The following is a 20,984-nucleotide window of genomic DNA, read 5'->3' as shown; positions in this document are numbered from 1 at the left end:
GAATATTGCTTTGCCATTTTTATACACATGTATAAATTGGCAGCATGAACAGCGAAACAGCTTCTCATCCCACCCGTAGCCTGCTGCTGCAACATGGCTTGCAGCACTTGCGTCAGCATGGCCTGCGCCAATTGACCGTACGGGGCATCTGCCAGCAGGCCGGGGTCAATCCCGGTGGTTTTGTCTATCACTTTGGCAACCGCCAGCACTATGTCAGCACCCTGCTGGAGCTGTGGTACGCGCCCTTGTACCGGCAATTGCAGGACAGCCTGCAGCAGCAGGGCGAACCCTTGAGCCGCCTGTCGGCCATGCTGCTGCAGCTGGTGGCTTTTGCCAAAGCCGAGGGCGGGGTGATCAGCCAGTTGCTGCTGGATGCCGGCGCGGGCGAGGTGGCCGCGGTGGAATTCATCCGCAATCTGGCGCCGCGTCATCCACAGTTGTTATTGCAATGCCTGAGCGAGGCGCAAAAGGCCGGTCAGCTGTGTCAGGCACCGCCCTTGCACCAGCTGATGTATCTGATGTCGGCACTGGGTTTTCCGGTGTTGTTGCAACAGCTGAGCAGCGGCAAGCACATCCTGCCCACGCTGCTGGAGCAGGGTTTGGCCAGCTATGCGCTGGAACCGGAACATTTGCAGCAAAGATTGCACTGGGCTCTGAAAGGCCTCAGTGCCAGGGAGCTGGCGTAATGAGCAAGAAACGCATGGTGGCGGGACTGCTGGTGTTGGGGCTGCTGGCCGCAGGCATCTGGCACTGGCAGCAGGGCAAGGATGGTGCTGAGCTGGTGCTGTCCGGCAATGTGGATATCCGCGAGGTGAATTTGTCCTTCCGCGTGGGGGGCCGCCTGCAGCAAGTGCTGGTGGACGAAGGTGCAAGGGTGAAGGCTGGGCAGATACTGGCCCGGCTGGACGATGCCCCGCAACATAATGCCGTGGCCGATGCCGAAGCGGCACTCTCTGCACTCAAGGCCCGGCAATCGCTGATGCACCAGGGTTATCGGGCAGAAGATGTGGCGCAGGCCCGTGCCACGCTGGATGCCCGGCAAGCCGTGCTGACTGATGCCAACGCCGCTTGGCTGCGGCAACAGGAACTGGCCGGCAGCGGCGCTGCTGCTGTGAAGGCGCTGGATGCCGCCCGCTCCGCCCGCGAGCAGGCACAAGCGCAGTATCAGGTCGCGCAACAGCAATACCAGGCACTGAGCAAGGGCTACCGGCCGCAGGAAGTGGCCGAAGTGGACGCCAATGTGAAACGGGCCGAGGCCCAGCTGGCCAGTGCCCGGCTGCAACTGGCCGATACCGTGCTGAAGGCACCGTCGGACGGCATCATCCTCACCCGCGTGCTGGAACCGGGCAGCATGCTGGCAGCCGGTGCCAGCACCTTGACCCTGTCGCTTACCCGGCCGGTGTGGGTGCGGGCCTATGTAGGCGAAACCCAGCTGGGCCAGACCCAGCCGGGACGCAAGGTGTGGGTTTATCGCGATGGCCGCAGCCAGCCCTATGCCGCCGTGGTGGGTTTTGTCTCGCCCACGGCGGAATTCACCCCCAAGAATGTGGAAACCGCCGACCTGCGTACCGCCCAGGTTTACCGCCTGCGCGTCATCATCTCCCAGCCGGATGCCGCCTTGCGTCAGGGCATGCCGGTGACGGTGAAGTTGGCCCGGCCATGAATACGGCAGACAGCGATATCGCCATCCGCCTGCGTGCGCTGGGCCATGCCTTTGCCGGCCGCCCGGCCCTGCATGCGCTGGATGCCGACATCCGCCGCGGCATCATCACCGGGCTGGTGGGGCCGGATGGTGCCGGCAAGACTACCCTGCTGCGGCTGATGGCCGGCCTGCTCAAGCCTGACAGCGGCAGCTTGCAGGTAGAAGGGCTGGACCCGGTGACGGCGGGTGACGCACTGCGTACACAACTGGGCTATATGCCGCAAAAGTTCGGCCTGTACGAAGACCTTACCGTGCTGGAAAACCTCACCCTGTATGCCGATTTGCGCGGGGTGACCGGCGCGGTGCGGGAGGAAAGTTTTCAGCGCCTGCTGGCGTTTACCGATCTGGCGCGTTTTACCGACAGGCTGGCCGGCAAATTGTCCGGCGGCATGAAACAGAAACTGGGCCTGGCCTGCACCCTGCTGGGTTCGCCGCGCATCCTGTTGCTGGACGAACCCTGTGTCGGGGTGGACCCCATCTCGCGCCGCGAGCTGTGGCGCATGGTCAGCAGTCTGGCCGATGGCGGCATGGCGGTGCTGTGGAGTACCTCGTATCTGGACGAGGCCGAGCTGTGCGGCGAAGTACTGCTGATGCACGAAGGCCGCCTGCAATACAGCGGCAGTCCGCAGGCGCTGATGGACAGCATGCAGGGCCGCAGCCTGCTGTTGCAGGGCATTGCCGGCAACCGTCGTCAGGTATTGCGCCGCGCACTGCGTTGCCCGCAGGTGATAGACGGTGCGCTGCAAGGCCACGCGGTGCGGCTGGTGTTACGCAAGGCAGGCGAGCTGCCGGATCTTGCCAGTCTGGATGCCGGGCCGGATGCCAGCCTGCAGCCAGTCAAACCACGGCTGGAAGATGCCTTCATCGATTTGCTGGGTGGCGGGCCGGGTGGCGATTCACCGCTGGCCGAACACATGCCGCCAGCGCGATTGCCGGACGGGGTGGATGCCGACGCTGTCATCGTGGCGGAACAGCTCACCCGCCGCTTTGGTGATTTTGTCGCCACCGACCATGTGGATTTCCGCATCCGCCGTGGCGAAATCTTCGGCCTGCTCGGCCCCAATGGCGCAGGCAAATCCACCACCTTCAAGATGATGTGCGGCCTGTTGCCGGTGAGCAGCGGTGCTGCGCGGGTGATGGGGCTGGACCTGAAAAAATCCGCCAGCCAGGCGCGGCAGCAAATCGGTTACATGGCGCAGAAATTTGCCCTGTACAGCAATCTCAGCGTGGCGCAGAACCTGGAGTTTTTCTCCGGCATCTACGGCCTGTCCGGTGCGCGCCAGCGTGCGGCAGTGGCCGACATGGTGCGGGTATTTGCCTTGCAGCCGTTTCTGGCCATGAATGCCGGGGAACTGCCGCTGGGTTTCAAGCAGCGGCTGGCGCTGGCCTGCGCGCTGATGCATCAGCCGCCCTTGCTGTTTCTGGACGAACCGACGTCGGGGGTAGACCCGGTCAGCCGCCGCGAATTCTGGAGCCATATCAACAGCCTGGTGGACAAGGGCGTCACGGTGATGGTGACCACCCACTTCATGGACGAAGCCGAATATTGCGACCGCATCGGCCTGGTGTATCGCGGCCGCATGATCGCCAGTGGCACGCCGGATGAACTCAAGGCCATGGTGATCAGCGCTGATTTGCCCGACCCCGGCATGGAAGACGCCTTCATCGCGCTGGTGGAGCGTGACGACCGCTTGCGGGAGGCCACATGAGTATCAGCCTGCGCCGCCTTGCTGCGCTGTGCCGCAAGGAAAGTTACCAGATCGTGCGCGACCCCAGCAGCATCCTGATTGCCTTTGTGCTGCCGGTGCTGCTGCTGTTCATCTACGGCTACGGCATCAATCTGGATGCCAACCGGGTGCGTCTGGGCATCGTGCAGCAGGATGGCGGCGCAGAAGCCAGCCGTCTGGTGCAAACACTGCAAGCCTCGCCCTATATCGCCGCCAGCCTGTCCACCTCCGAGTCCGCCATGCGTCAGCAATTGCAGCTGGGCGAGGTGCGCGGGGTGGTGATTGTGCGCAGCGATTTCTCCGCCAGGGTCAGACAGGGTCAGGGCGCTGCCGCCATCCAGTTGCTGACCGACGGGGCCGAGCCCAATACCGCCAATTTTGTTGCCAGCTATGTGCAAGGGGTATTCCAGCTGTGGCTGAACCAGCGCCAGAGCGGCCAGCCGCCAGCGGCCACGCTGACCGTACAGCCGCGTTACTGGTTCAACCCTACTACCGTCAGCCGTAACTATCTGGTGCCCGGTTCCATCTCGGTCATCATGACCATCATCGGTGCGCTGCTCACCTCGCTGGTGGTGGCGCGCGAGTGGGAACGCGGCACCATGGAGGCGCTGCTGTCCACGCCTGTCACACGGGCCGAGCTGCTGCTGTCCAAGATCATCCCCTACTACCTGCTGGGCATGGCCGCCATGAGCATGTGCGTGCTGGTGGCCACGCTGGTGATGGGCGTGCCGCTGCGCGGTTCGCTGTGGGTGCTGTTTGTGGTTACCAGCCTGTTTCTGGGCAGTGCACTGGGCTTGGGCCTGTTGCTGTCCACCACCACGCGCAACCAGTTCATTGCCGCGCAGTTTGCGCTGACCGCGGCCTTCCTGCCGGCCATCATGCTGTCCGGCTTTGTTTTTGAAATCCGCAGCATGCCGCTGGCGGTACAGGCGGTGACTTACCTGATTCCGGCACGTTATTTTGTCAGCGCCTTGCAGACACTGTTCCAGGCTGGCGAAATCTGGCCGGTATTGCTGATCAACCTGCTGTTTCTGCTGCTGTCCGCCGCCTTCTGGCTGGGACTGACCGCCTGGCAGACACCGCGCCGACTGGATGGCAACTGAGATGTGGCAACGTCTGCTCACCCTCATCCGCAAGGAAATGCAGGCGCTGTTGCGCACGCCGCAAAGCCGCCGTCTGCTGATCGCCCCGGTGCTGCTGCAACTGCTGCTGTTTCCGTTTGCCGCCACGCTGGAAGTGAAAAACAGCACACTGGCGGTGTTCAATCAGGATGGCGGTGCCGCATCCATCGAGCTGGTGCAGCGGCTGGCTGCTACCCAGGCCTTTCCGCAAGTGCTGATGCTGCACAGCCAGCAAGACATGCAGCAGGTGATAGACCGCCAGCAGGCCTTGCTGGCCATCAGCCTGCCGCAGGATTTCTCGCGCCGCCTTGCCAGCGGGCAGGGCGTGACGGCGCAGGCCATCATTGATGGCCGACGCAGCAACAGCGCACAGATTGCCTATGGCTACGCGCTGCAAGTGGTGCAGCAATACGCCGCCGAGCGCAGCCGGCAAGCCGCACCGGCGCGGCTGCTGGTGCAGAACCTGTACAACCCCAATCTGGAATACCGCTGGTTCGTGCTGCCCAGTCTGGTGGCCATCATCACCACCATCGGCTGCCTGATGGTGACTGCGCTGTCGCTGGCACGCGAGCGTGAAGAAGGTACTTTCGAACAGCTGCTGGTGTCGCCGCTGACCCCTGCCTACATCATGGCCGGCAAGGCGCTGCCCGGCATGCTGGTGGCACTGGTGCAGGGCTGCATCATTGCCGCTGCCGCAGTATGGGTGTACCAGGTGCCGTTCAGCGGCACGGTGGGGCTGCTGATTGTCTCCATGCTGTGCTACGGGCTGTCGCTGGTGGGTTTCGGCCTGCTGATTTCCGCCCTCAGCAGCAATCAGCAGCAGGCTTTTCTTGGCTCGTTTGCCTTCATGTCGCCCGCGGTGATCTTGTCCGGCTACATGGCCCCGGTGGAAAACATGCCGCTGCCGCTACGCATGGTCAGCGCGGTGGACCCGCTCACCCACTTCATCGTCATCGTCAAGGGCATCTTCCTGAAGGGCTATGGCCTGACGGAGGCCTGGCCACACCTGTGGCCCTTGCTGGCCATTGCGGCCGGCACCCTGCTGCTGGCCTACCGGATGTTCCTGCAGAGGAGTCACTGATGTCACACCGTATCCTCTTCCCTTTGCTCTGCCCCCTGCTGGCACTTACTGCCTGTGCTGTCGGCCCGGATTACCACGCGCCGCAAACCACCTTGCCGGCGCAGTACCATCATCAGGCAGGCAGCAGCCAGCCGCAGTTGCAGCGCTGGTGGACGGTATTTGATGACGCCGCGCTCAGCCAGCTGGTGGAGCAGGCCTTGCAGTCCAGCCCGGATCTGGCCCAGGCCGATGCCCGCGTGCGCCAGGCACGGGCCAGCCTGGGTGTGGTGGACAGTGCGCTGTGGCCGCAACTGAATGCCGGTGCGCGCAGTGGGCGCGACCAGTTCAGCCGCAATAGCGAAAATTTTGCCAACATCCCGTTTGCCAATCCGCGCACCGGCTTTAACGACCAGCGCCTGCAACTGGATGCCAGTTGGGAAATCGACCTGTTCGGCCATACCACGCGCAGCCGCGAAGCTGCCAGCGCACGGCTGGACAGCATGCAGGAACAGCAGGCCGATGTGGCGCTGCGGGTGGCGGCGGAAGTGGCACGCAATGTGATTGATTACCGTGGCTGGGTGGCACGCCAGCGCAATCTGGAAAACCAGCTGGCAGCGGCGCGGGAAAGCCTGCGCTTGATTGCGCTGCAACGTCAGGCTGGCGAGATTTCCGACAGCGAGCTGAACCAGGCCAGTACGGCTGTAGCCAGCCTGCAAGCGGCGCTGCCAGCCCTGCAAACCGCACAAGGTGCCGCCGTGGCCGCCCTCAGCGTATTACTGGACCAGTCCCAGTCCCAGTTGCTGGCCACGCTGGCAGCGGAACGGCCCATCCCTGCCACGCTCACGCAGGCACCGGTGGGCATGCCGGCTGACTTGTTGCGGCGGCGGGCGGATATCCGTCAGGCCGAGCGAGAACTGGCTGCTGCCACGGCCGATATCGGCGTGGCGGTGGCCGAGCAATACCCGCGGCTGGTGCTGGTAGGCAGTGGCGGCTGGGATTCCATCCACGAAGGCAGTCTCACGGCCGCCGCCAGTCGCTTCTGGAATGTCGGCCCGCAACTGAGCCTGCCCCTGTTTACCGGCGGACGGCTGAAAAACCAGGTGACAGCGCGTGAAGCGGCGCGGGATGCTGCGCTGGCGGTGTATCGGCAAAAAGTGCTGACGGCGCTGGCCGATACCGAAACCGCCTTGCTGCGCTACCAGCAGGAGGCTCAGCGGCAGCAGGCGCTGCAAAGTGCTCTGCAGCTTGCCGGGCGGCAGCTGGAGATTGCCCGCCAGCGCTATCACGTAGGGGAAGCGGCGCAAACCGAGGTATTGGCGCAACAACAGGCCGAGGCACAGCAGCGCGAAGCCTGGCTGGCATCGCGTCAGGCACAGGCAGAAAACCTGGTGGCGCTGTTCAAGACCCTGGGTGGGGATGTCAGATAAGCCTCCCGGCTGGTGGCCGGGAGGTGGGTGCTAATGCTGGAAAAATGATTCAGGCCGCCACACAGGCCGGACGCTGGTAATAATTGTCGTACTGTCCGTCCGCTTGCAGCACAAAGCCCTGCCGCTGGTAAAAACCATTGGCGCGGCTGCCTTTCAGCACTTCCACCTGCACCGGCAGGCCCTGCTCGTCGGCTTCGGCCAGCAAGGCCAGCAATACCTGGCTGCCCAGCCCACGCCCATGCCAGGCCGGTTGCAGATAGAACTGGTCGATCAGCAGGCCATCTTCGACTGGCTTGAGCGAAACACAGCCGACACGCTGGCCATTCACCACGATGTGACGGCAGTATTCCGGCTGGAAATGATCGGCAAAGCGCTGGCGGGCCCGCACCGGATCGTAACGTCCCAGTGCTTCCAGACTTACCCGCAAGGCCCGCAGACGCAGTGCCAGCAAGGCATCGAAATCGGCCGCGGAGGCCGGTGCGAAAGCAAAATCAATCATCATCACTCCTGACGGCTGCTTGGACTGCGGTTTGAGGGGGCTGACAGCAGGGAACGGCTTCAGTCGAACAAGGCCGCCATCTGACGGGCGGCGGCGGCGGGGTCGGGGGCGTCGAACAGGCCGCCAATCACTGCAATGGCACTGGCACCGGCTGCCACCACTTCAGCCGCATTTTCCGGGGTGATGCCGCCAATGGCGACCGACGGCAGGCCCAGCTTTTTTGCTTCGGCAAACAGCGACAGCGGTGCTGCCACGGCATGCGGTTTGGTACGGGAAGGAAACACCGCGCCAAAAGCCACATAGCTGGCACCGTCGCGCGCGGCCTGCTCGGCCAGGCGGATGTCGTTGTAGCAGGACACGCCGATGATGGCATCCGCGCCCAGTACGGCGCGGGCGTCGGCCACCGAGCCATCGGTCTTGCCCAGGTGCACGCCATCGGCCTGTACAGCGCGTGCCAGGGTGACATCGTCGTTGATCAGGAACAGCACCTGGCGGCTCTTGCACAGGCTGGCCAGCAAGCTGGCCTGACGCAGGCGGCGCACGGTGTTGTCGCTCTTGTTGCGGTATTGCAGGATGGCCACGCCGTTATCCAGCACGCGGCTGACCTTGGCCAGCAATTGCTCGCTGTCTTCTGCCTCCGGCGATACCGCATACAAGCCCTTAATCACTGTCACCCTCTGCTCCTTCTTCTTCGCGGGCCCAGAACATCCGGTCCGGGATGTATTGGCCCATGCCGGGGCGGAAACCCGCCACCAGGCTTTGATAGGTATATTCCTGTGCTTCGCGCACCGCTTCGGGCAGCATCAGCCCGGTGGCCAGCATGCCGGCAATGGCCGACGCCAGCGTGCAGCCCGAGCCATGATAGCTGCCCGGCAAGCGCTCCCAGCGGTCGGCACGCACCACGCCATTGGGACTGTACAGACTGTTTATGACTTCTTTGGTATTTTCGTGCGTGCCGGTAATCAATACATGCGGGCAGCCCAGTGCCAGCAGCCGTTTGGCACACTCGTCCAGGCTCAGTTCCTCGTCCTCGTCCGGGTCGTTCATCGCCAGCCGGCGGGCTTCCATGCTGTTGGGCGTGATGATGGATACCTGTGGAATCAGCAAGTCGCGCATGGCGGCAATCAGGTCGTCATCGGCCAGTTCGTGGCCGCCACCGCTGCGCAGCACCGGGTCCAGCACCACCGGCACGTCCGGATAGTCGGCAATCAGCTGTGCCACCACGGCCACGTTTTCCACGCTGCCCAGCATGCCGATCTTGAACACCAGCACCGGGATGTCTTCCAGCAGGAAGCGCGCCTGGTCGTTCACCATGTCGGCATCCAGCACCATGAAGTCGTCCACGCCCACCGTGTCCTGCACGGTAATGGCGGTAATCACGGACAAGGGGTGGCAACCCAGGCTGGCCAGGGTGAGAATGTCGGCCTGGATACCGGCGCCGCCAGAAGGGTCGGAACCAGCCAGGGTGAGTACTGCTGGTGGAGGGGGCAATGTGGACAAGGCGGTAACCTCTTTGGTCAGATCGTGCGGCAGCAATTAGAATGCCTATTTTAACCGAGCTTGGAATAAACGTATGCGCACCTGGATGTGTCTGATTTGCGGTTTCATCTACGACGAAGAAGCCGGGCGGCCGGAAGACGGCATCGCGCCGGGAACGCCGTGGGAAGATGTCCCGCCCAACTGGACCTGTCCCGATTGCGATGCCCGCAAGGACGATTTCGAAATGGTGGAAATCTGAGCTGGCGGCACGCATGCACTCACGGCCCAAGGCCGTGGCAAGGAATGTGGCATGAATCAAGTTTGCAGAAAAGTCTTTTCCCACGCGGCGCTACTGCTGGCACTGGTGGGCTGTGCTCAGGTCAACACCACCAATAGCGGTGTGGTGGGCATCAACCGCAGCCAGAGCATGTGGCTGAGCGCGCAGGAGGTGGAGCAGTCCTCGGCCAAATCCTACGCTGGGCAGCTCAGCCAGGCACGCAGCGCGGGCAAACTCAATACCGACAAAGTACTGACTGCCCGGGTAAAACGGGTGGCGCAGCGGCTGATTGCCCAGACGCCGGTATTCCGTCCGGATGCCGCCAACTGGAAGTGGGAAGTCAATGTGGCGCAGACGCCGGAGCTGAACGCCTACGCCATGGCCGGCGGCAAGATCATGGTGTATTCCGGCCTGGTGACACGCTTGCAGCTGACGGATGACGAAATGGCAGCGGTGATCGGCCATGAAATCGCCCATGCGCTGCGCGAACACAGCCGGGAAACCCTGAGTCAGGCCTATGCCCAGCAGATGGGCCTGTCGGTAGTGGGTTCGCTGGCCGGGCTCAGCCAGAGCCAGCTCAACCTGGCCGGCATGGTGACGGATGTCACGCTGAGCAAGCCGCATAGCCGCACCATGGAATCCGAAGCCGACATCATTGGCCTGGAGCTGATGGCGCGTGCCGGTTACAACCCCAATGCCGCAGTGAATGTATGGAACAAGATGATGAGCGCCGGTGGCGGCAGCGGGCCGGAATTCCTCTCCACCCACCCGTCCGGGCCCACGCGCATCAGCGACTTGCAGGCACATATTCCGCAAGTCATGCCTTTGTATCTGCAAGCAAAACGCGGTTGAGCACGCTGTTTCACGTGAAACAGCCTCCGGCAATCGCCTGAATGGAGTCTGAATTGGCTTACCTGTATCTGAAAGCTTTTCACATCATTTTTGTCACCTCGTGGTTTGCCGGGCTGTTTTACCTGCCACGCATCTTCGTCAACCTGGCCATGGCCGCACCGGGTGCCGAATACGACCGCCTGCTGCTGATGGCGCGCAAGCTCTACCGCTTCACCACCCCGCTGGCGGTGCTGGCACTGGCACTGGGCCTGGTGCTGTGGCTGGGCTTTGGCATTGCCGGGGGCTGGCTGCATGCCAAGCTCACCCTGGTGGCGCTGCTGATTGCCTATCACCTGTACTGCGGCAAGCTGTACCGCGACTTTGTTGCCGGGGCCAATCGCCACAGTCATGTGTGGTACCGCTATTTCAATGAAATTCCGGTGCTGGCGCTGTGTGCGGTGGTCATCCTGGTGGTGGTCAAACCCTTCTGAATTTATTTGGCTCACACTGAGCCGGGCGATGCGCCCGCAACTGGAAATCAAGCATGGGACTGGAAATCGAACGCCGTTTTGTCATTGCCAATGATGGCTGGCGCGGCCTGACCGCAGGCGTGCAATACCGCCAGGGCTATCTGTCGGTAGAAAAGGAACGCACCGTGCGGGTGCGTATCGTGGGCGATCAGGCCTGGCTCACCCTCAAGGGCAATATCAGCGACATCAGCCGCCACGAATTCGAGTACACCATCCCGCTGGCCGATGCCCGGACCATCATGGACGCCATGTGCCCGATGGTGGTGGACAAGCTGCGTCACCGTATCGAGTTTGGCGGTTTTGTCTGGGAAGTGGACGAGTTCTTTGGCGACAACGCCGGGCTGGTGCTGGCGGAAATCGAACTGCCAGCGGAAGACACCCCGTTTGCCAAGCCGGACTGGGTGGGCGCGGAAGTCACCGAAGACGGGCGTTATACCAATGCCTATCTGTCCAAGAACCCCTACAACAGCTGGCCGCAGCGCTGAAATGCCAACACTGGCCAGCCCGGCTGTGGAAAAATAACGCTTTCGCCAGCATGGATACCGCACGGTACATGCCCTGCACCACTGGCAAACCCGATTCCGGCAGCAAACCAGGCTGGTTTGCGCCCTACCCGTCATAAGGAAACAGCATGTCCCGCAATCTCGAACTGTTTGAACGTGGCAAGAAAACCATCCCCGGCGGCGTCAATTCGCCGGTACGGGCCTTCGGCTCGGTGGGCGGCACGCCGCGCTTTGTGAAAAAGGCGCTGGGCGCACACTTCTGGGATGCCGACGACAAACAGTACATCGACTACATCGGCTCCTGGGGCCCGGCCATCGTCGGCCATGCCCACCCCACCGTGATCAAGGCGGTGCAGGATGTGGCGGTGGATGGCCTGTCCTTTGGCGCGCCCACCGAAGCGGAAATCGAGATTGCCGAGGAAATCTGCAAGCTGCTGCCCTCGGTGGAGCAAGTACGTCTGGTGTCTTCCGGTACCGAAGCCACCATGAGCGCTATCCGTCTGGCACGTGGCTTTACCGGCCGTGACGCCATCGTCAAGTTTGAAGGCTGCTACCACGGCCACTCCGACAGCCTGCTGGTGAAGGCCGGTTCCGGCCTGCTGACTTTTGGTAATCCTTCTTCCGGTGGTGTTCCGGCCGACTTCACCAAGCACACCCTGGTGCTGGAGTACAACAACGTCGAGCAGCTGGAACGGACGTTCAAGGAAATCGGCGACCAGATCGCCTGCGTCATTCTGGAGCCGATTGCCGGCAACATGAACCTGATCAAGCCGTCGGCAGAATTCGTGCACGCCCTGCGCGCCCTCACCGAAAAACACGGCACGGTGCTGATCTACGACGAAGTGATGACCGGTTTCCGCGTGGATCTGGGCTGCGCCCAGGCCCTGCATGGCGTCAAGCCGGACCTCACCACGCTGGGCAAGGTGATTGGCGGTGGCATGCCGCTGGCGGCCTTTGGTGGCCGTGCTGACATCATGGGCTGCATCTCGCCGCTGGGTAATGTGTATCAGGCCGGCACCCTGTCCGGTAACCCGGTGGCCGTGGCTGCAGGCCTCACCACGCTGAAGCTGATCCAGGAACCGGGCTTCCATGCCACCCTCAGCCGCCGTACCGCCCGTCTGGCACAAGGCCTGGCCGAGGCCGCCAAAGAGGCAGGTGTCAGCATGGTGACTGACAGCGTGGGCGGCATGTTCGGCATCTACTTCTGCGATGCTGTACCCACCAGCTATGCCCAGGTGACCGCCTCGGACCGCGAACGCTTCAACCGCTTCTTCCACGCCATGCTGGACGAAGGCGTGTACCTGGCCCCGTCGGCCTACGAAGCCGGTTTTGTCTCCATCGCCCATACCGACGAAATCATCGAACAGACCATCGCCGCCGCCCGTCGCGCACTGGCGCGCATCTGAGCGCAGGTCTCATGTGAAAGGGCCGCTGCTTTGCAAGCGCCCGACAGCCCAACCGTCCACCCTTGGTGGGCGGTTTTTGTTTGTCCGCACCGCTTGGCAAACTGCCATCAACAGCAGGTCTCAGGCACAATAGCCCAGCCCAAACAAACCGCTGTTTTCCGTTTCCCTGCTGATGAATATCACCTCCCCCCAGCGCCTGGCCTGGCGCATTCTGGCCAATGAGGCCGGTATCCGCCTCACTCCCTGCATCCAGCAGCCAGAAGGCGCTGGCTGGAGCCGTGGCCGCGTGCTGCCGCTGGGGCGCTTGCTGGATCAGGCTGCGCAGTGGGACTGGCTGAGCGCGCAGGACCGCCTGGTGATAAACCAGCTTGAACGCACCCATCAGCTGGCCGATGGCAGCAGCCTGGCCGAGCTGGAAGGCGAAGCCGCCCTGCCCTTGCTGCTGGGCCATCCGGCCCTGTTCTGGGAAGAACAGCCGGATCAGCCGGTCATGCTGGAAGCAGGCCAGATCAGCCTGTTGCTGCAGCGTCAGCAACAGCAGATGGTGTTGCAACTGAGCCCGCCCGGCATTGCCGCCTGCCAGCATTGCCTGTGGCAGCGCAGCGGGCCTAACAGCCTGCTGGTGTACTGGCCGGGGCCGGAAATCCGCCAGCTGGCAGCCTTGCTCGGTCACCGCCTGACTGTACCGCTGGCGGCGCGCAAAAAGCTGCTGGAAGCCATTGGCGACATGGTGCCGTGGCTGCCGGTGGAACTGGTGGAGGCGGATGATGGTGCCGACCTGCCCGCCATGCCGTCCGACCCCCGCTTGTTTGCCGTGCTCACCCCGCTGCCCGAGGGACTGCGCCTGCAACTGCGCTGCCGGGTGGCGGAACAGGCCGCCTGGTATCCGCCGGGGCGCGGGCCATGGCAGCAGGTGGCGCTGGAACAGGGCCTGGCTATCCGTTTTCAGCGTCAGTTGGGCGAGGAAAAACAGGCATTGGCGGCCTTGCTGGAGGATTGCCCGGCGCTGGCAGCAGCAAGGCCCGACCCGGATGGCGTGCTGCAATGGCTGCTGGCCAATCAGCAACAGGCCTTGCAAGTCGTACAGCAGTTGCAGCAATTGCAGGCCATGGCTCCGCAGCGGCTGGAATGTGTCTGGCCACAAGGTCAGCGCATGCGCATCCAGGCCCAGGCCGGCTTGCCGCAGCTGCGGCTGAAAACCAGACGCAAGAACGGCTGGCTGGAAGTGACGGGTGAAGTGCAGGTGGATGAGGACCGGGTACTGCAATTACGCCAGCTGCTGGAAGCGCTGGCCAATCAGCCCGGCCAGTACCTGCGCCTGTCCGAGCAGGACTGGCTGGTACTCTCCGACAGTCTGCAAGCCAGGTTGCAGCAATTGGCCCGACTGGCCGATCACGCAGTCACTGACGGTTTGCGCCTCAGCCTGCTGGCCGCCCCCTTGCTGGCCGGGCTGAGTGAGGACATCGGCCAGTTTGACGGCGATGCCGGCTGGCAGCAGTTGCAGGCGCGGTGGGACAGTCTGCGGGATTATCAGCCCGTAGTCCCCGCCACGCTGCAAGCCAGCTTGCGGCCTTATCAGCTGCAAGGCTTTGCCTGGCTGTCCCGGCTGGCGCATATCGGTGCCGGGGCCTGCCTGGCCGACGACATGGGGCTGGGCAAGACCGTGCAGACGCTGGCCTTGCTGCTCAGCCGTGCGCATCTGGGCCCGCAGCTGGTGGTGGCACCCACCTCGGTGGCACTCAACTGGCTGGCCGAGGCCGCCCGCTTCGCCCCCAGCCTGCGCTTGCGCCCTTATCAACAGCAGCGCGACTTATCCACAGTCGGGCCGCAGGATCTGGTCATTGCCAGTTACGGCCTGCTGCAATTGCAGGCGGAGAATTTTGCCGACGTGCACTGGGCCAGCGTGGTGCTGGATGAGGCACAGGCCATCAAGAATGCGGGTACCAAACGTGCGCAGGCAGCACAAGGCCTGCGGGCCGATTTCCGCCTGGCAGCCAGCGGTACGCCGGTGGAAAACCATCTGGGCGAATTGTGGAGCCTGTTCCGCTTCATCACCCCCGGCTTGCTGGGCAATGAGGAGCGCTTCCAGCAGCGTTTTGCCCAGCCTATCGCCGAAGGTGATGAAGAAGCCCGCGCCACGCTCAAGGCGCTGATCCAGCCCTATCTGTTACGCCGCACCAAGGCCGAGGTGCTGACCGAGCTGCCGCCGCGCACCGACATCACCCGCCGCATTGCGCTGTCCGAGCAGGAGCTGCATGTCTACGAAGCCATGCGCCAGCAGGCCTTGCAAAAGCTGGCCGAGGTGGACAGTCAGGACAAGAAGACCATGCAGGTGCTGGCCGAACTGACCCGCTTGCGCCGCTTCTGCTGTCACCCGGCCTTGCTGCAAGCGGACACCGCCCTGCCCGCCAGCAAGTTTGCCTTTTTCTGCCAGCTGATGACCGAGCTACTGGACAACGGCCACAAGGCGCTGGTGTTCAGCCAGTTTGTCGATCATCTGGCGCTGGCCCGGCAATGGCTGGATGAACAAGGCATTGCCTACCAGTATCTGGACGGTGCCACACCGGGCAAGCAGCGCAAGGCGCGCATGGATGCCTTCCAGGCTGGCGAGGGCGAGGTGTTTCTGATCAGCCTGAAAGCCGGTGGCACCGGGCTGAACCTGACCGCAGCCGACTATGTGATTCATCTGGACCCATGGTGGAACCCGGCAGTGGAAGACCAGGCCAGCGACCGCGCCTACCGCATGGGCCAGCAGCGGCCAGTCACCGTGTACCGGCTGGTGGCGGAAAACACCATCGAAGAGAAAATCGTCGCCCTGCATGCGGAAAAACGCGCACTGGCCGACAGCCTGCTGGAAGGTGGTGATCTGGCGGCCAGACTGGATGGCGAGGCACTGCTGGCATTGTTGCAGTCGTTCTGACCCCAGGGGGCGACGCCATTCTGTCAGCCGCCCCAAGCACCATGGCCGCTAGTGGCTGAACTGCTGGAACAGCCGCTTGCGCAGTTCGGCAATGCCGCTGCCCACTGCAGACGACAGGCGGCTGTAGTGTGATGGCCCGACCGCCAGTGCTTCGCTGGCGGCATCAAACTCTCCCCGGTTGATGAGTTCGGCCACCCGTGCCGCTTCCCGATGGAATTCGCGGTGGTTATCCACCAGCTGCTGGTAGGCCGCATAGTGACAGCAGTTGATCCGGCCTTCTTCCTGCAACCAGCGGCCCAGTTCGCAGCCGCAATCATCTGCTATCTGTGCGCAGTCCAGCTTTCTGCCTTCCAGCATGGCCATGCGCAATTGCAGTTTCATTTCAAAATGCAGCAGTAGGGCATCTTCTAGATTCATGCCATTTCTCCGCCATCTCGTCCCCGAGCTGTCAATATAGACAGGGAGAATCCGTCAAAGCCAGCCCGGTTTCAAGCGTCATCACTTTAATTGAAGCATTTTGACGGACAGATACTGCGTGACGGTGGCCTGGCTGCAGTTGACGGAGCGATGGCAGACGCCCGGGTTTGGCTCTTGTTCAATGGGGTAGCGGGCTGCACAACTCCAGCAGCATGCCGTCCGGACAACGCAGGAAAGACACCGTCTGGCCCCAGGGTTTGACTTGTGGTGCCGCCAGTTCCTCGGCGCCGGCCGCCAGTGCTGCCTGGTGTGCCGCAGCCACATCATCGGTAGCCAGGGCGATTTCCACCCCCACCGGCAGTGCACCTTCATCGGCAAAGCGAAAGCCTGCCGGATGATTGCTCAGGGCCAGCGCCTTGCTGGCGAAAGACAGGGTGGTGTCGCCGGTATCCAGCTCGCCATAGTCGCCTTCCGGGGTGAGAAAGCGGCGCGAGAAGCCGAAGGCTGTTTCAAAAAAGGCCAGCGAACCGGCGACATCCGCCACATAAACAATGGTGTAGGCAAATTTCATTCTGCTTCCTTTCGGGTGGTGACGTGGGACTGACAGCACGCCAGTTTCATGATGTATGAATAGATGGCTGGCCGGTATCAAGGTTCCACATACTGAGGCAAGCAGGGAGGTGCGCACAAAAAAGCCACCGGCTGGCGGTGGCTGTGGGCGGTCAAGGCAGGTGGCAGTGCAGGTTCTAGTCCAGCTGACCGGCCAGCGCCGCCAGCACCCGCGCACTGGTGGCCTGCGGATGCGCGGTGATGCGCAGCATGTGGCGGACCGCCGGGTGTTGCGGACGGTGGATGGCCACCCCGCTTTGCAGCAGATGACGCTGGATGGCCTCGGCCTGCAAGGCATCCGGGTAGGCCACGCAGACAAAATTGGTGTGCGATGGCAGCGGCGTCAGGCCCTGGTCGTAGAGTGCATGGCTGAGGTGATGGCGCAGGGTGATGGTTTGCGCCACCAGCTTGCGCGAGTAGTCCGGGTCGTCCAGCACGATCTGGGCCGCCGCCTGGGCAATGCTGGACAGCGCGTATTGCGGGCGGATCTGGTCGGCCTTGGCAATGATGTCGGCACTGGCAATGGCAAAGCCAACCCGCAGGCCGGCCAGCGCATAGGCCTTGGACAGGGTGCGCAGGCGCAGCGTATGCGGCAGGATGCCGGCAGGCGGGGCATCGGCGGCATCGGTACAGAAGTCGACATAGGCTTCGTCCAGCAGCAGCAGGGTGTGTGGTGGTAGCGCCGCACGCAGGGTGCGGATGTCTTCTGCCTGCCAGTAGTGGCCGGTGGGATTATCCGGGTTGGCCAGATACAGCACCGAGGCATGCTCGGCACGGGCTACTTCCGCCAGCCGTGCCAGGTCGGGCTGCAAGTGCTGACCGCGCTGGCAATACGGCACTTCCAGCACGCGGGCCCCTACCCCTTCGGCAAAGTAGCGGAAGGTGGGATAGGTGCCTGCGGTGGTGACGACGGCATCGCCCGGATTGCAGGTCAGGCGCAGTGCCAGCAGGATCAGGCTGTCAGCACCGGTGTCGAACAGCACTTCATCCGGGCTCACGCCATTGAGTCTTGCCGCGCGCTCGCGCAAGGCATGCGCGTACGGGTCCGGATACAGTCTGGCCATTTCCGCCAGGGCCTTGCCCAGTTCACCGGCCAGCGGCGATACCGGGTCGGGCAGGCTTTCATTCGAGCCGATACGGGTCTTGATGCGGTGGCCCAGCGCCGTTTCCAGCTTCACGATGCCGGGAAACGGGTTGACGATGGTGTGGTGTTCCAGATGGCGGGCAAAACGGGTCATGGCAGATTTTCGTCCTTCGGGCAGCCCATTCTAGATGTGTTCATCAGGTGGACAAATCAGCTTGTCTGCTAACGATAGCAAGCAAACGGCAAAGCCGGTATCAATGGCCGCGCAGTGTAGTGCCTGCTTTTTCCGCTTTGGCAGACAGACAGGTAAAAAATCGCAAAGCCGGACCTTACGGCGCCGGACGGGCCTGTGCCGCCGGAGCGGATGCCTGGGCATGACCCGGCTGCTGTTTGGGAAGAAACAGGTTGCCCTTGTAGCCGCAGGCAGTCACGACAAGACTCAGCGCAACACAGGTAAGCAGGGTTCGCAGCATGAAATGTAGTCCGATGTGGCAAAATCGGCAGTCTAGCACACCGCAATTCAAGGAAGAGACGACATGAACGAAAGCGAATTTCTGGATGTGACCGACCGCATTTTCAGCCGAATCGAAGATGCCATTGATGATGCCGGACTGGATGCCGACTTCGTCACCAATGGCAATGTGCTGGAAATCGAATTCGACGATGGCGGCAAGATCGTGGTGAACCGTCATGCCGCCAATCAGGAACTGTGGATTGCCGCCAAGAGCGGTGGCTATCACTTTGCCTGCAAGGACGGCCAGTGGCTGGCCGCCCGTGACGGTGCCGAATTCTTTGCCACCTTGCGCCGCGCCATTGCTGAGGCGTGCGGCCAGCCTGATCTGGAGCTGGACATCTGATGCAAGCCGTCTGGCTGGCGCTGGGCGGGCTGATGCTTTCCGCGTTTACCTCGGCCACCATCCTGCCCGGCAATTCCGAACTGGTCCTGGCGGCTTTTCTGTACAAATGGCCGGACTGGCTGTGGCCGGCCCTGCTGCTGGCCACCGTGGCCAACACCGCAGGCAGCGCCACCAGCCTGTGGCTGGGCTACCGCGCGCCGCGCAAGGAACTGTCACCAAGGCTGGAGCGCTGGTTTGCCAGCTTTGGCCCGGCGGTGCTGGTGCTGTCCTGGGTGCCGGTGATTGGTGATGCCCTGCCGCTGGCCGCCGGCTGGCTGCGTTTGCCGTGGACTGCCAGCCTGTGCTGGCTGACCGTGGGCAAGGCCGCGCGTTATCTGGTGCTGGCCTGGGGCGTGGTGGCATTGGCCTGAGTGGAAACAAGGGGTTGGCGCTGGCTGCGCCTGAGGGTTTACAATTCGGTCATTACTTATCAAGAGCTTCCATGAGCCAACATATTCCCCGCAAACGCTTTGGCCAGAACTTCCTGCAAGACGCCAGCGTGATTGAAAACATCGTGCATGCGGTCAACCCGCAACCGGACGATGTGGTCATCGAAATCGGCCCCGGCCTGGGGGCCATCACCAAGCCGCTGCTGGACCGCCTGCCCCATCTGCACGTGGCAGAAATCGACCGCGACATCATTGCCCGGCTGAAGAAGGAATTCCCGCCGGAACGCCTGACCATCCACGAAGGCGATGCGCTCAAGTTCGACTTCGGCTCCATCACCGATGGTGCATTCAAGATTGTCGGCAACCTGCCCTACAACATTTCCACCCCACTGCTGTTTCACCTGGCCAGCTTTGGCCAGCGTGTCACCGACATGCATTTCATGTTGCAAAAAGAAGTGGTGGACCGCATGCTGGCCGAACCTTCAACGGCCGATTTCGGTCGCCTGACAGTGATGCTGCAGTACCGCTTTGAAATGGAACTGGTGCTGAACGTGCCCCCGGACGCCTTCTGGCCGCCGCCGAAGGTGGATTCCGCCGTGGTACGCATGATTCCGGCTCCGGGCCGCTGTGGTGTGGCCAAGGATGAGCAGCAACTGGAAGAACTGGTCACCAAGGCCTTCTCCCAGCGCCGCAAGACCTTGCGCAACAACCTCAAGGGCGTGCTGGAACTGGCCGATTTCGAAGCGCTGGGCATAGACCCGGGCCTGCGGCCGGAAAACCTGAGCGTGGAAGATTTTGTCCGCATGGCGAACCGTCTGTCAGACTGAACTGTCGCAACAAGTTGACAAAGGGGCTGCTGCCAGCGGCCCTTGTTGCAGTGCCACTTGCATTCTGCCGCCCACTGGCAGCAGAATCGCAAACTTTTCACCCCCGACCGATACGGGGGGATAAATACAGGGAGAGCCGCCCGTTTCAAGAGGCGGTGACTGTAAGCAGGAGGCCCGTGACGGGCTGACGGGATGGCAAACGGGGGTTTGCCGCAGGTACCCGCCAGTCACAAGCGTGTTCCTGTCGCTGGTTAATCCAGCCTATAACAGCAGTGCCTGCGGCCTGATGGCTGAGGGCAGTGAATCGATCAAGGACCCCAGGAGAAACTGATTATGAAGCTTTGCACCCGTCTCATTTGCGCAGCAACCCTGGCCGCTCTGGCCAGCACCCCGGCCATGGCCGCCGAACTGACCGGCACCCTGAAGAAAATCAAGGAAACCGGTGTCATCGTGCTGGGCAACCGTGACGCCTCCATCCCTTTCTCCTACTACGACAATAACCAGAAGCCGGTTGGCTACTCGGTAGACCTTGCCAACAAGGTTGTCGAAGAAGTGAAGAAAGAGCTGAAAATGCCGAACCTGCAGGTCAAGTACAATCTGGTGACCTCGCAAACCCGTATTCCGCTGGTACAAAACGGTACCGTCGACCTGGAATGTGGTTCCACCACCAATAACGTGGAACGCCAGAAGCAAGTGGCCTTCTCGGTGGGCATCTTTGAAATCGGCACCCGTCTGCTGACCGCCAAGACTTCCGGCGTGAAAGACTTTGCCGACCTCAAGGGCAAGAACGTGGTGACCACTGCCGGTACCACCTCCGAACGCCTGCTCAAGGCCATGAATGCCGAGAAGCAACTGGGCATGAACATCATCTCCGCCAAGGACCATGGCGAATCCTTCCTGATGCTGGAATCCGGCCGCGCCGTTGCCTTCATGATGGACGACGCCCTGTTGTACGGTGAAATGGCCAAGGCCAAGAACCCGGCCAACTGGGTGGTGACCGGCAAGCCGCAGTCCTTCGAAATCTACGGCTGCATGCTGCGCAAGGACGACGCTGCCTTCAAGAAGGTGGTGGACGATGCCATCAAGGCCACCTACAAGTCCGGCGAAGTAAACAAGATCTACGCCAAGTGGTTCACCAGCCCGGTTCCGCCCAAGGGCCTGAACCTGAACTTCCCGATGTCCGAAGTGGTGAAGGAACTGATCGCCAAGCCGACCGACAAGGCCGCCGAATAAGCGACTCCTTCCTGTAGTGCAGATGATGAGCCGGCAGATGCCGGCTC

General features: G+C 62.5%; 23 protein-coding genes. 16 read left to right on the top strand and 7 right to left on the bottom strand.

Features of this window, described 5'->3' with window-relative positions; all coding sequences use genetic code 11:
- Positions 1–44: 44 nt before the first annotated feature.
- From DKK66_RS07580 to DKK66_RS07555, 6 genes are read left to right on the top strand one after another with little or no spacing between them, the layout of a single operon-like run.
- On the top strand, positions 45–686 hold the full coding sequence (locus DKK66_RS07580) for a TetR/AcrR family transcriptional regulator (RefSeq protein ID WP_131356776.1): 642 nt from the start codon (positions 45–47) through the stop codon (positions 684–686).
- Positions 686–1,663, top strand: a complete 978-nt coding sequence (hlyD, locus tag DKK66_RS07575) for a secretion protein HlyD (protein WP_131356773.1) — start codon at positions 686–688, stop codon at positions 1,661–1,663. Before DKK66_RS07580 ends, hlyD begins: the two co-directional genes overlap by 1 nt.
- Complete coding sequence (locus tag DKK66_RS07570; protein ID WP_131356770.1) at positions 1,660–3,411, top strand: ATP-binding cassette domain-containing protein; 1,752 nt, start codon at positions 1,660–1,662, stop codon at positions 3,409–3,411. Before hlyD ends, DKK66_RS07570 begins: the two co-directional genes overlap by 4 nt.
- Positions 3,408–4,532 carry an ABC transporter permease gene (locus tag DKK66_RS07565; protein ID WP_131356767.1) on the top strand — a complete coding sequence of 375 codons (1,125 nt, stop codon included), beginning with the start codon at positions 3,408–3,410 and terminating at the stop codon, positions 4,530–4,532. Before DKK66_RS07570 ends, DKK66_RS07565 begins: the two co-directional genes overlap by 4 nt.
- Position 4,533: 1 nt before the next feature.
- Positions 4,534–5,631 carry an ABC transporter permease gene (locus DKK66_RS07560; RefSeq protein ID WP_131356764.1) on the top strand — a complete coding sequence of 366 codons (1,098 nt, stop codon included), beginning with the start codon at positions 4,534–4,536 and terminating at the stop codon, positions 5,629–5,631.
- Positions 5,631–7,037 (top strand): efflux transporter outer membrane subunit, encoded by a 1,407-nt coding sequence (locus tag DKK66_RS07555; RefSeq protein ID WP_131356761.1) that lies wholly within the window; start codon positions 5,631–5,633, stop codon positions 7,035–7,037. The genes DKK66_RS07560 and DKK66_RS07555 overlap by 1 nt, the downstream gene beginning before the upstream one ends.
- Positions 7,038–7,086: 49 nt before the next feature.
- On the opposite strand, the gene DKK66_RS07550 is transcribed toward DKK66_RS07555, so the two are convergent.
- From DKK66_RS07550 to DKK66_RS07540, 3 genes are read right to left on the bottom strand one after another with little or no spacing between them, the layout of a single operon-like run.
- The gene (locus DKK66_RS07550) at positions 7,087–7,539 is read right to left on the bottom strand and encodes a GNAT family N-acetyltransferase (RefSeq protein WP_045845917.1); all 453 of its coding nucleotides are present in this window, start codon (positions 7,537–7,539) and stop codon (positions 7,087–7,089) included.
- Between the two features lie 56 nt (positions 7,540–7,595).
- Positions 7,596–8,210 (bottom strand): thiamine phosphate synthase, encoded by a 615-nt coding sequence (gene thiE, locus DKK66_RS07545; RefSeq protein ID WP_045845916.1) that lies wholly within the window; start codon positions 8,208–8,210, stop codon positions 7,596–7,598.
- Positions 8,197–9,036 carry a hydroxymethylpyrimidine/phosphomethylpyrimidine kinase gene (locus tag DKK66_RS07540; protein WP_045845999.1) on the bottom strand — a complete coding sequence of 280 codons (840 nt, stop codon included), beginning with the start codon at positions 9,034–9,036 and terminating at the stop codon, positions 8,197–8,199. The genes thiE and DKK66_RS07540 overlap by 14 nt, the downstream gene beginning before the upstream one ends.
- A 73-nt stretch (positions 9,037–9,109) precedes the next feature.
- On the opposite strand from DKK66_RS07540, the gene DKK66_RS07535 reads away from it, so the two are divergent.
- The 6 genes from DKK66_RS07535 (at position 9,110) to DKK66_RS07510 (ending at position 15,482) form a co-directional block, all read left to right on the top strand.
- A complete protein-coding gene (locus tag DKK66_RS07535; RefSeq protein WP_045845915.1) occupies positions 9,110–9,274 on the top strand; it encodes a rubredoxin in 165 nt (54 codons plus the stop codon).
- A gap of 51 nt (positions 9,275–9,325) precedes the next feature.
- Positions 9,326–10,144: a M48 family metallopeptidase gene (locus DKK66_RS07530; RefSeq protein WP_045845914.1), complete on the top strand. Its 819-nt coding sequence runs from the start codon at positions 9,326–9,328 to the stop codon at positions 10,142–10,144.
- A gap of 41 nt (positions 10,145–10,185) precedes the next feature.
- Complete coding sequence (locus DKK66_RS07525; protein ID WP_045845913.1) at positions 10,186–10,614, top strand: CopD family protein; 429 nt, start codon at positions 10,186–10,188, stop codon at positions 10,612–10,614.
- Between the two features lie 53 nt (positions 10,615–10,667).
- Entirely contained in the window at positions 10,668–11,138 is a 471-nt protein-coding gene (locus DKK66_RS07520; RefSeq protein ID WP_131356758.1) for a CYTH domain-containing protein, read from the top strand.
- Positions 11,139–11,284: 146 nt separating this feature from the next.
- Positions 11,285–12,562 (top strand): glutamate-1-semialdehyde 2,1-aminomutase, encoded by a 1,278-nt coding sequence (hemL, locus tag DKK66_RS07515; protein ID WP_131356755.1) that lies wholly within the window; start codon positions 11,285–11,287, stop codon positions 12,560–12,562.
- Between the two features lie 172 nt (positions 12,563–12,734).
- Positions 12,735–15,482, top strand: coding sequence for a DEAD/DEAH box helicase (locus DKK66_RS07510; protein ID WP_131356753.1), 2,748 nt, complete (start codon positions 12,735–12,737; stop codon positions 15,480–15,482).
- Between the two features lie 48 nt (positions 15,483–15,530).
- Here the strand turns inward: DKK66_RS07510 and DKK66_RS07505 are convergent, their stop codons facing one another.
- The 4 genes from DKK66_RS07505 to DKK66_RS20135 all read right to left on the bottom strand — a co-directional run bounded on the left by DKK66_RS07505 (position 15,531) and on the right by DKK66_RS20135 (position 18,065).
- Entirely contained in the window at positions 15,531–15,899 is a 369-nt protein-coding gene (locus DKK66_RS07505; protein ID WP_062788980.1) for a CZB domain-containing protein, read from the bottom strand.
- Between the two features lie 178 nt (positions 15,900–16,077).
- The gene (locus tag DKK66_RS07500) at positions 16,078–16,470 is read right to left on the bottom strand and encodes a VOC family protein (protein WP_131356751.1); all 393 of its coding nucleotides are present in this window, start codon (positions 16,468–16,470) and stop codon (positions 16,078–16,080) included.
- 175 nt (positions 16,471–16,645) lie between these two features.
- Positions 16,646–17,746 carry a histidinol-phosphate transaminase gene (locus DKK66_RS07495; RefSeq protein WP_045845907.1) on the bottom strand — a complete coding sequence of 367 codons (1,101 nt, stop codon included), beginning with the start codon at positions 17,744–17,746 and terminating at the stop codon, positions 16,646–16,648.
- A gap of 175 nt (positions 17,747–17,921) precedes the next feature.
- Entirely contained in the window at positions 17,922–18,065 is a 144-nt protein-coding gene (locus tag DKK66_RS20135) for a lipoprotein (RefSeq protein WP_162531908.1), read from the bottom strand.
- Between the two features lie 63 nt (positions 18,066–18,128).
- Here DKK66_RS20135 and cyaY point away from each other — a divergent pair, with 63 nt between their 5' ends.
- The 4 genes from cyaY (at position 18,129) to DKK66_RS07475 (ending at position 20,937) form a co-directional block, all read left to right on the top strand.
- Positions 18,129–18,449, top strand: a complete 321-nt coding sequence (cyaY, locus tag DKK66_RS07490) for an iron donor protein CyaY (RefSeq protein WP_131356749.1) — start codon at positions 18,129–18,131, stop codon at positions 18,447–18,449.
- Positions 18,449–18,859 carry a YqaA family protein gene (locus DKK66_RS07485; protein ID WP_131356746.1) on the top strand — a complete coding sequence of 137 codons (411 nt, stop codon included), beginning with the start codon at positions 18,449–18,451 and terminating at the stop codon, positions 18,857–18,859. The genes cyaY and DKK66_RS07485 overlap by 1 nt, the downstream gene beginning before the upstream one ends.
- A gap of 71 nt (positions 18,860–18,930) precedes the next feature.
- Entirely contained in the window at positions 18,931–19,704 is a 774-nt protein-coding gene (gene rsmA, locus DKK66_RS07480; RefSeq protein WP_045845904.1) for a 16S rRNA (adenine(1518)-N(6)/adenine(1519)-N(6))-dimethyltransferase RsmA, read from the top strand.
- A gap of 333 nt (positions 19,705–20,037) precedes the next feature.
- Positions 20,038–20,937 carry a glutamate/aspartate ABC transporter substrate-binding protein gene (locus tag DKK66_RS07475; RefSeq protein WP_045845903.1) on the top strand — a complete coding sequence of 300 codons (900 nt, stop codon included), beginning with the start codon at positions 20,038–20,040 and terminating at the stop codon, positions 20,935–20,937.
- Positions 20,938–20,984 lie beyond the last annotated feature (47 nt).

This window comes from Aquitalea sp. USM4 (assembly GCF_004328945.1).
GTDB lineage: Bacteria > Pseudomonadota > Gammaproteobacteria > Burkholderiales > Chromobacteriaceae > Aquitalea > Aquitalea pelogenes.
The sequence above is the reverse complement of the archived record's forward strand: the minus strand, read 5'-3'. Positions and strand labels throughout refer to the sequence as shown.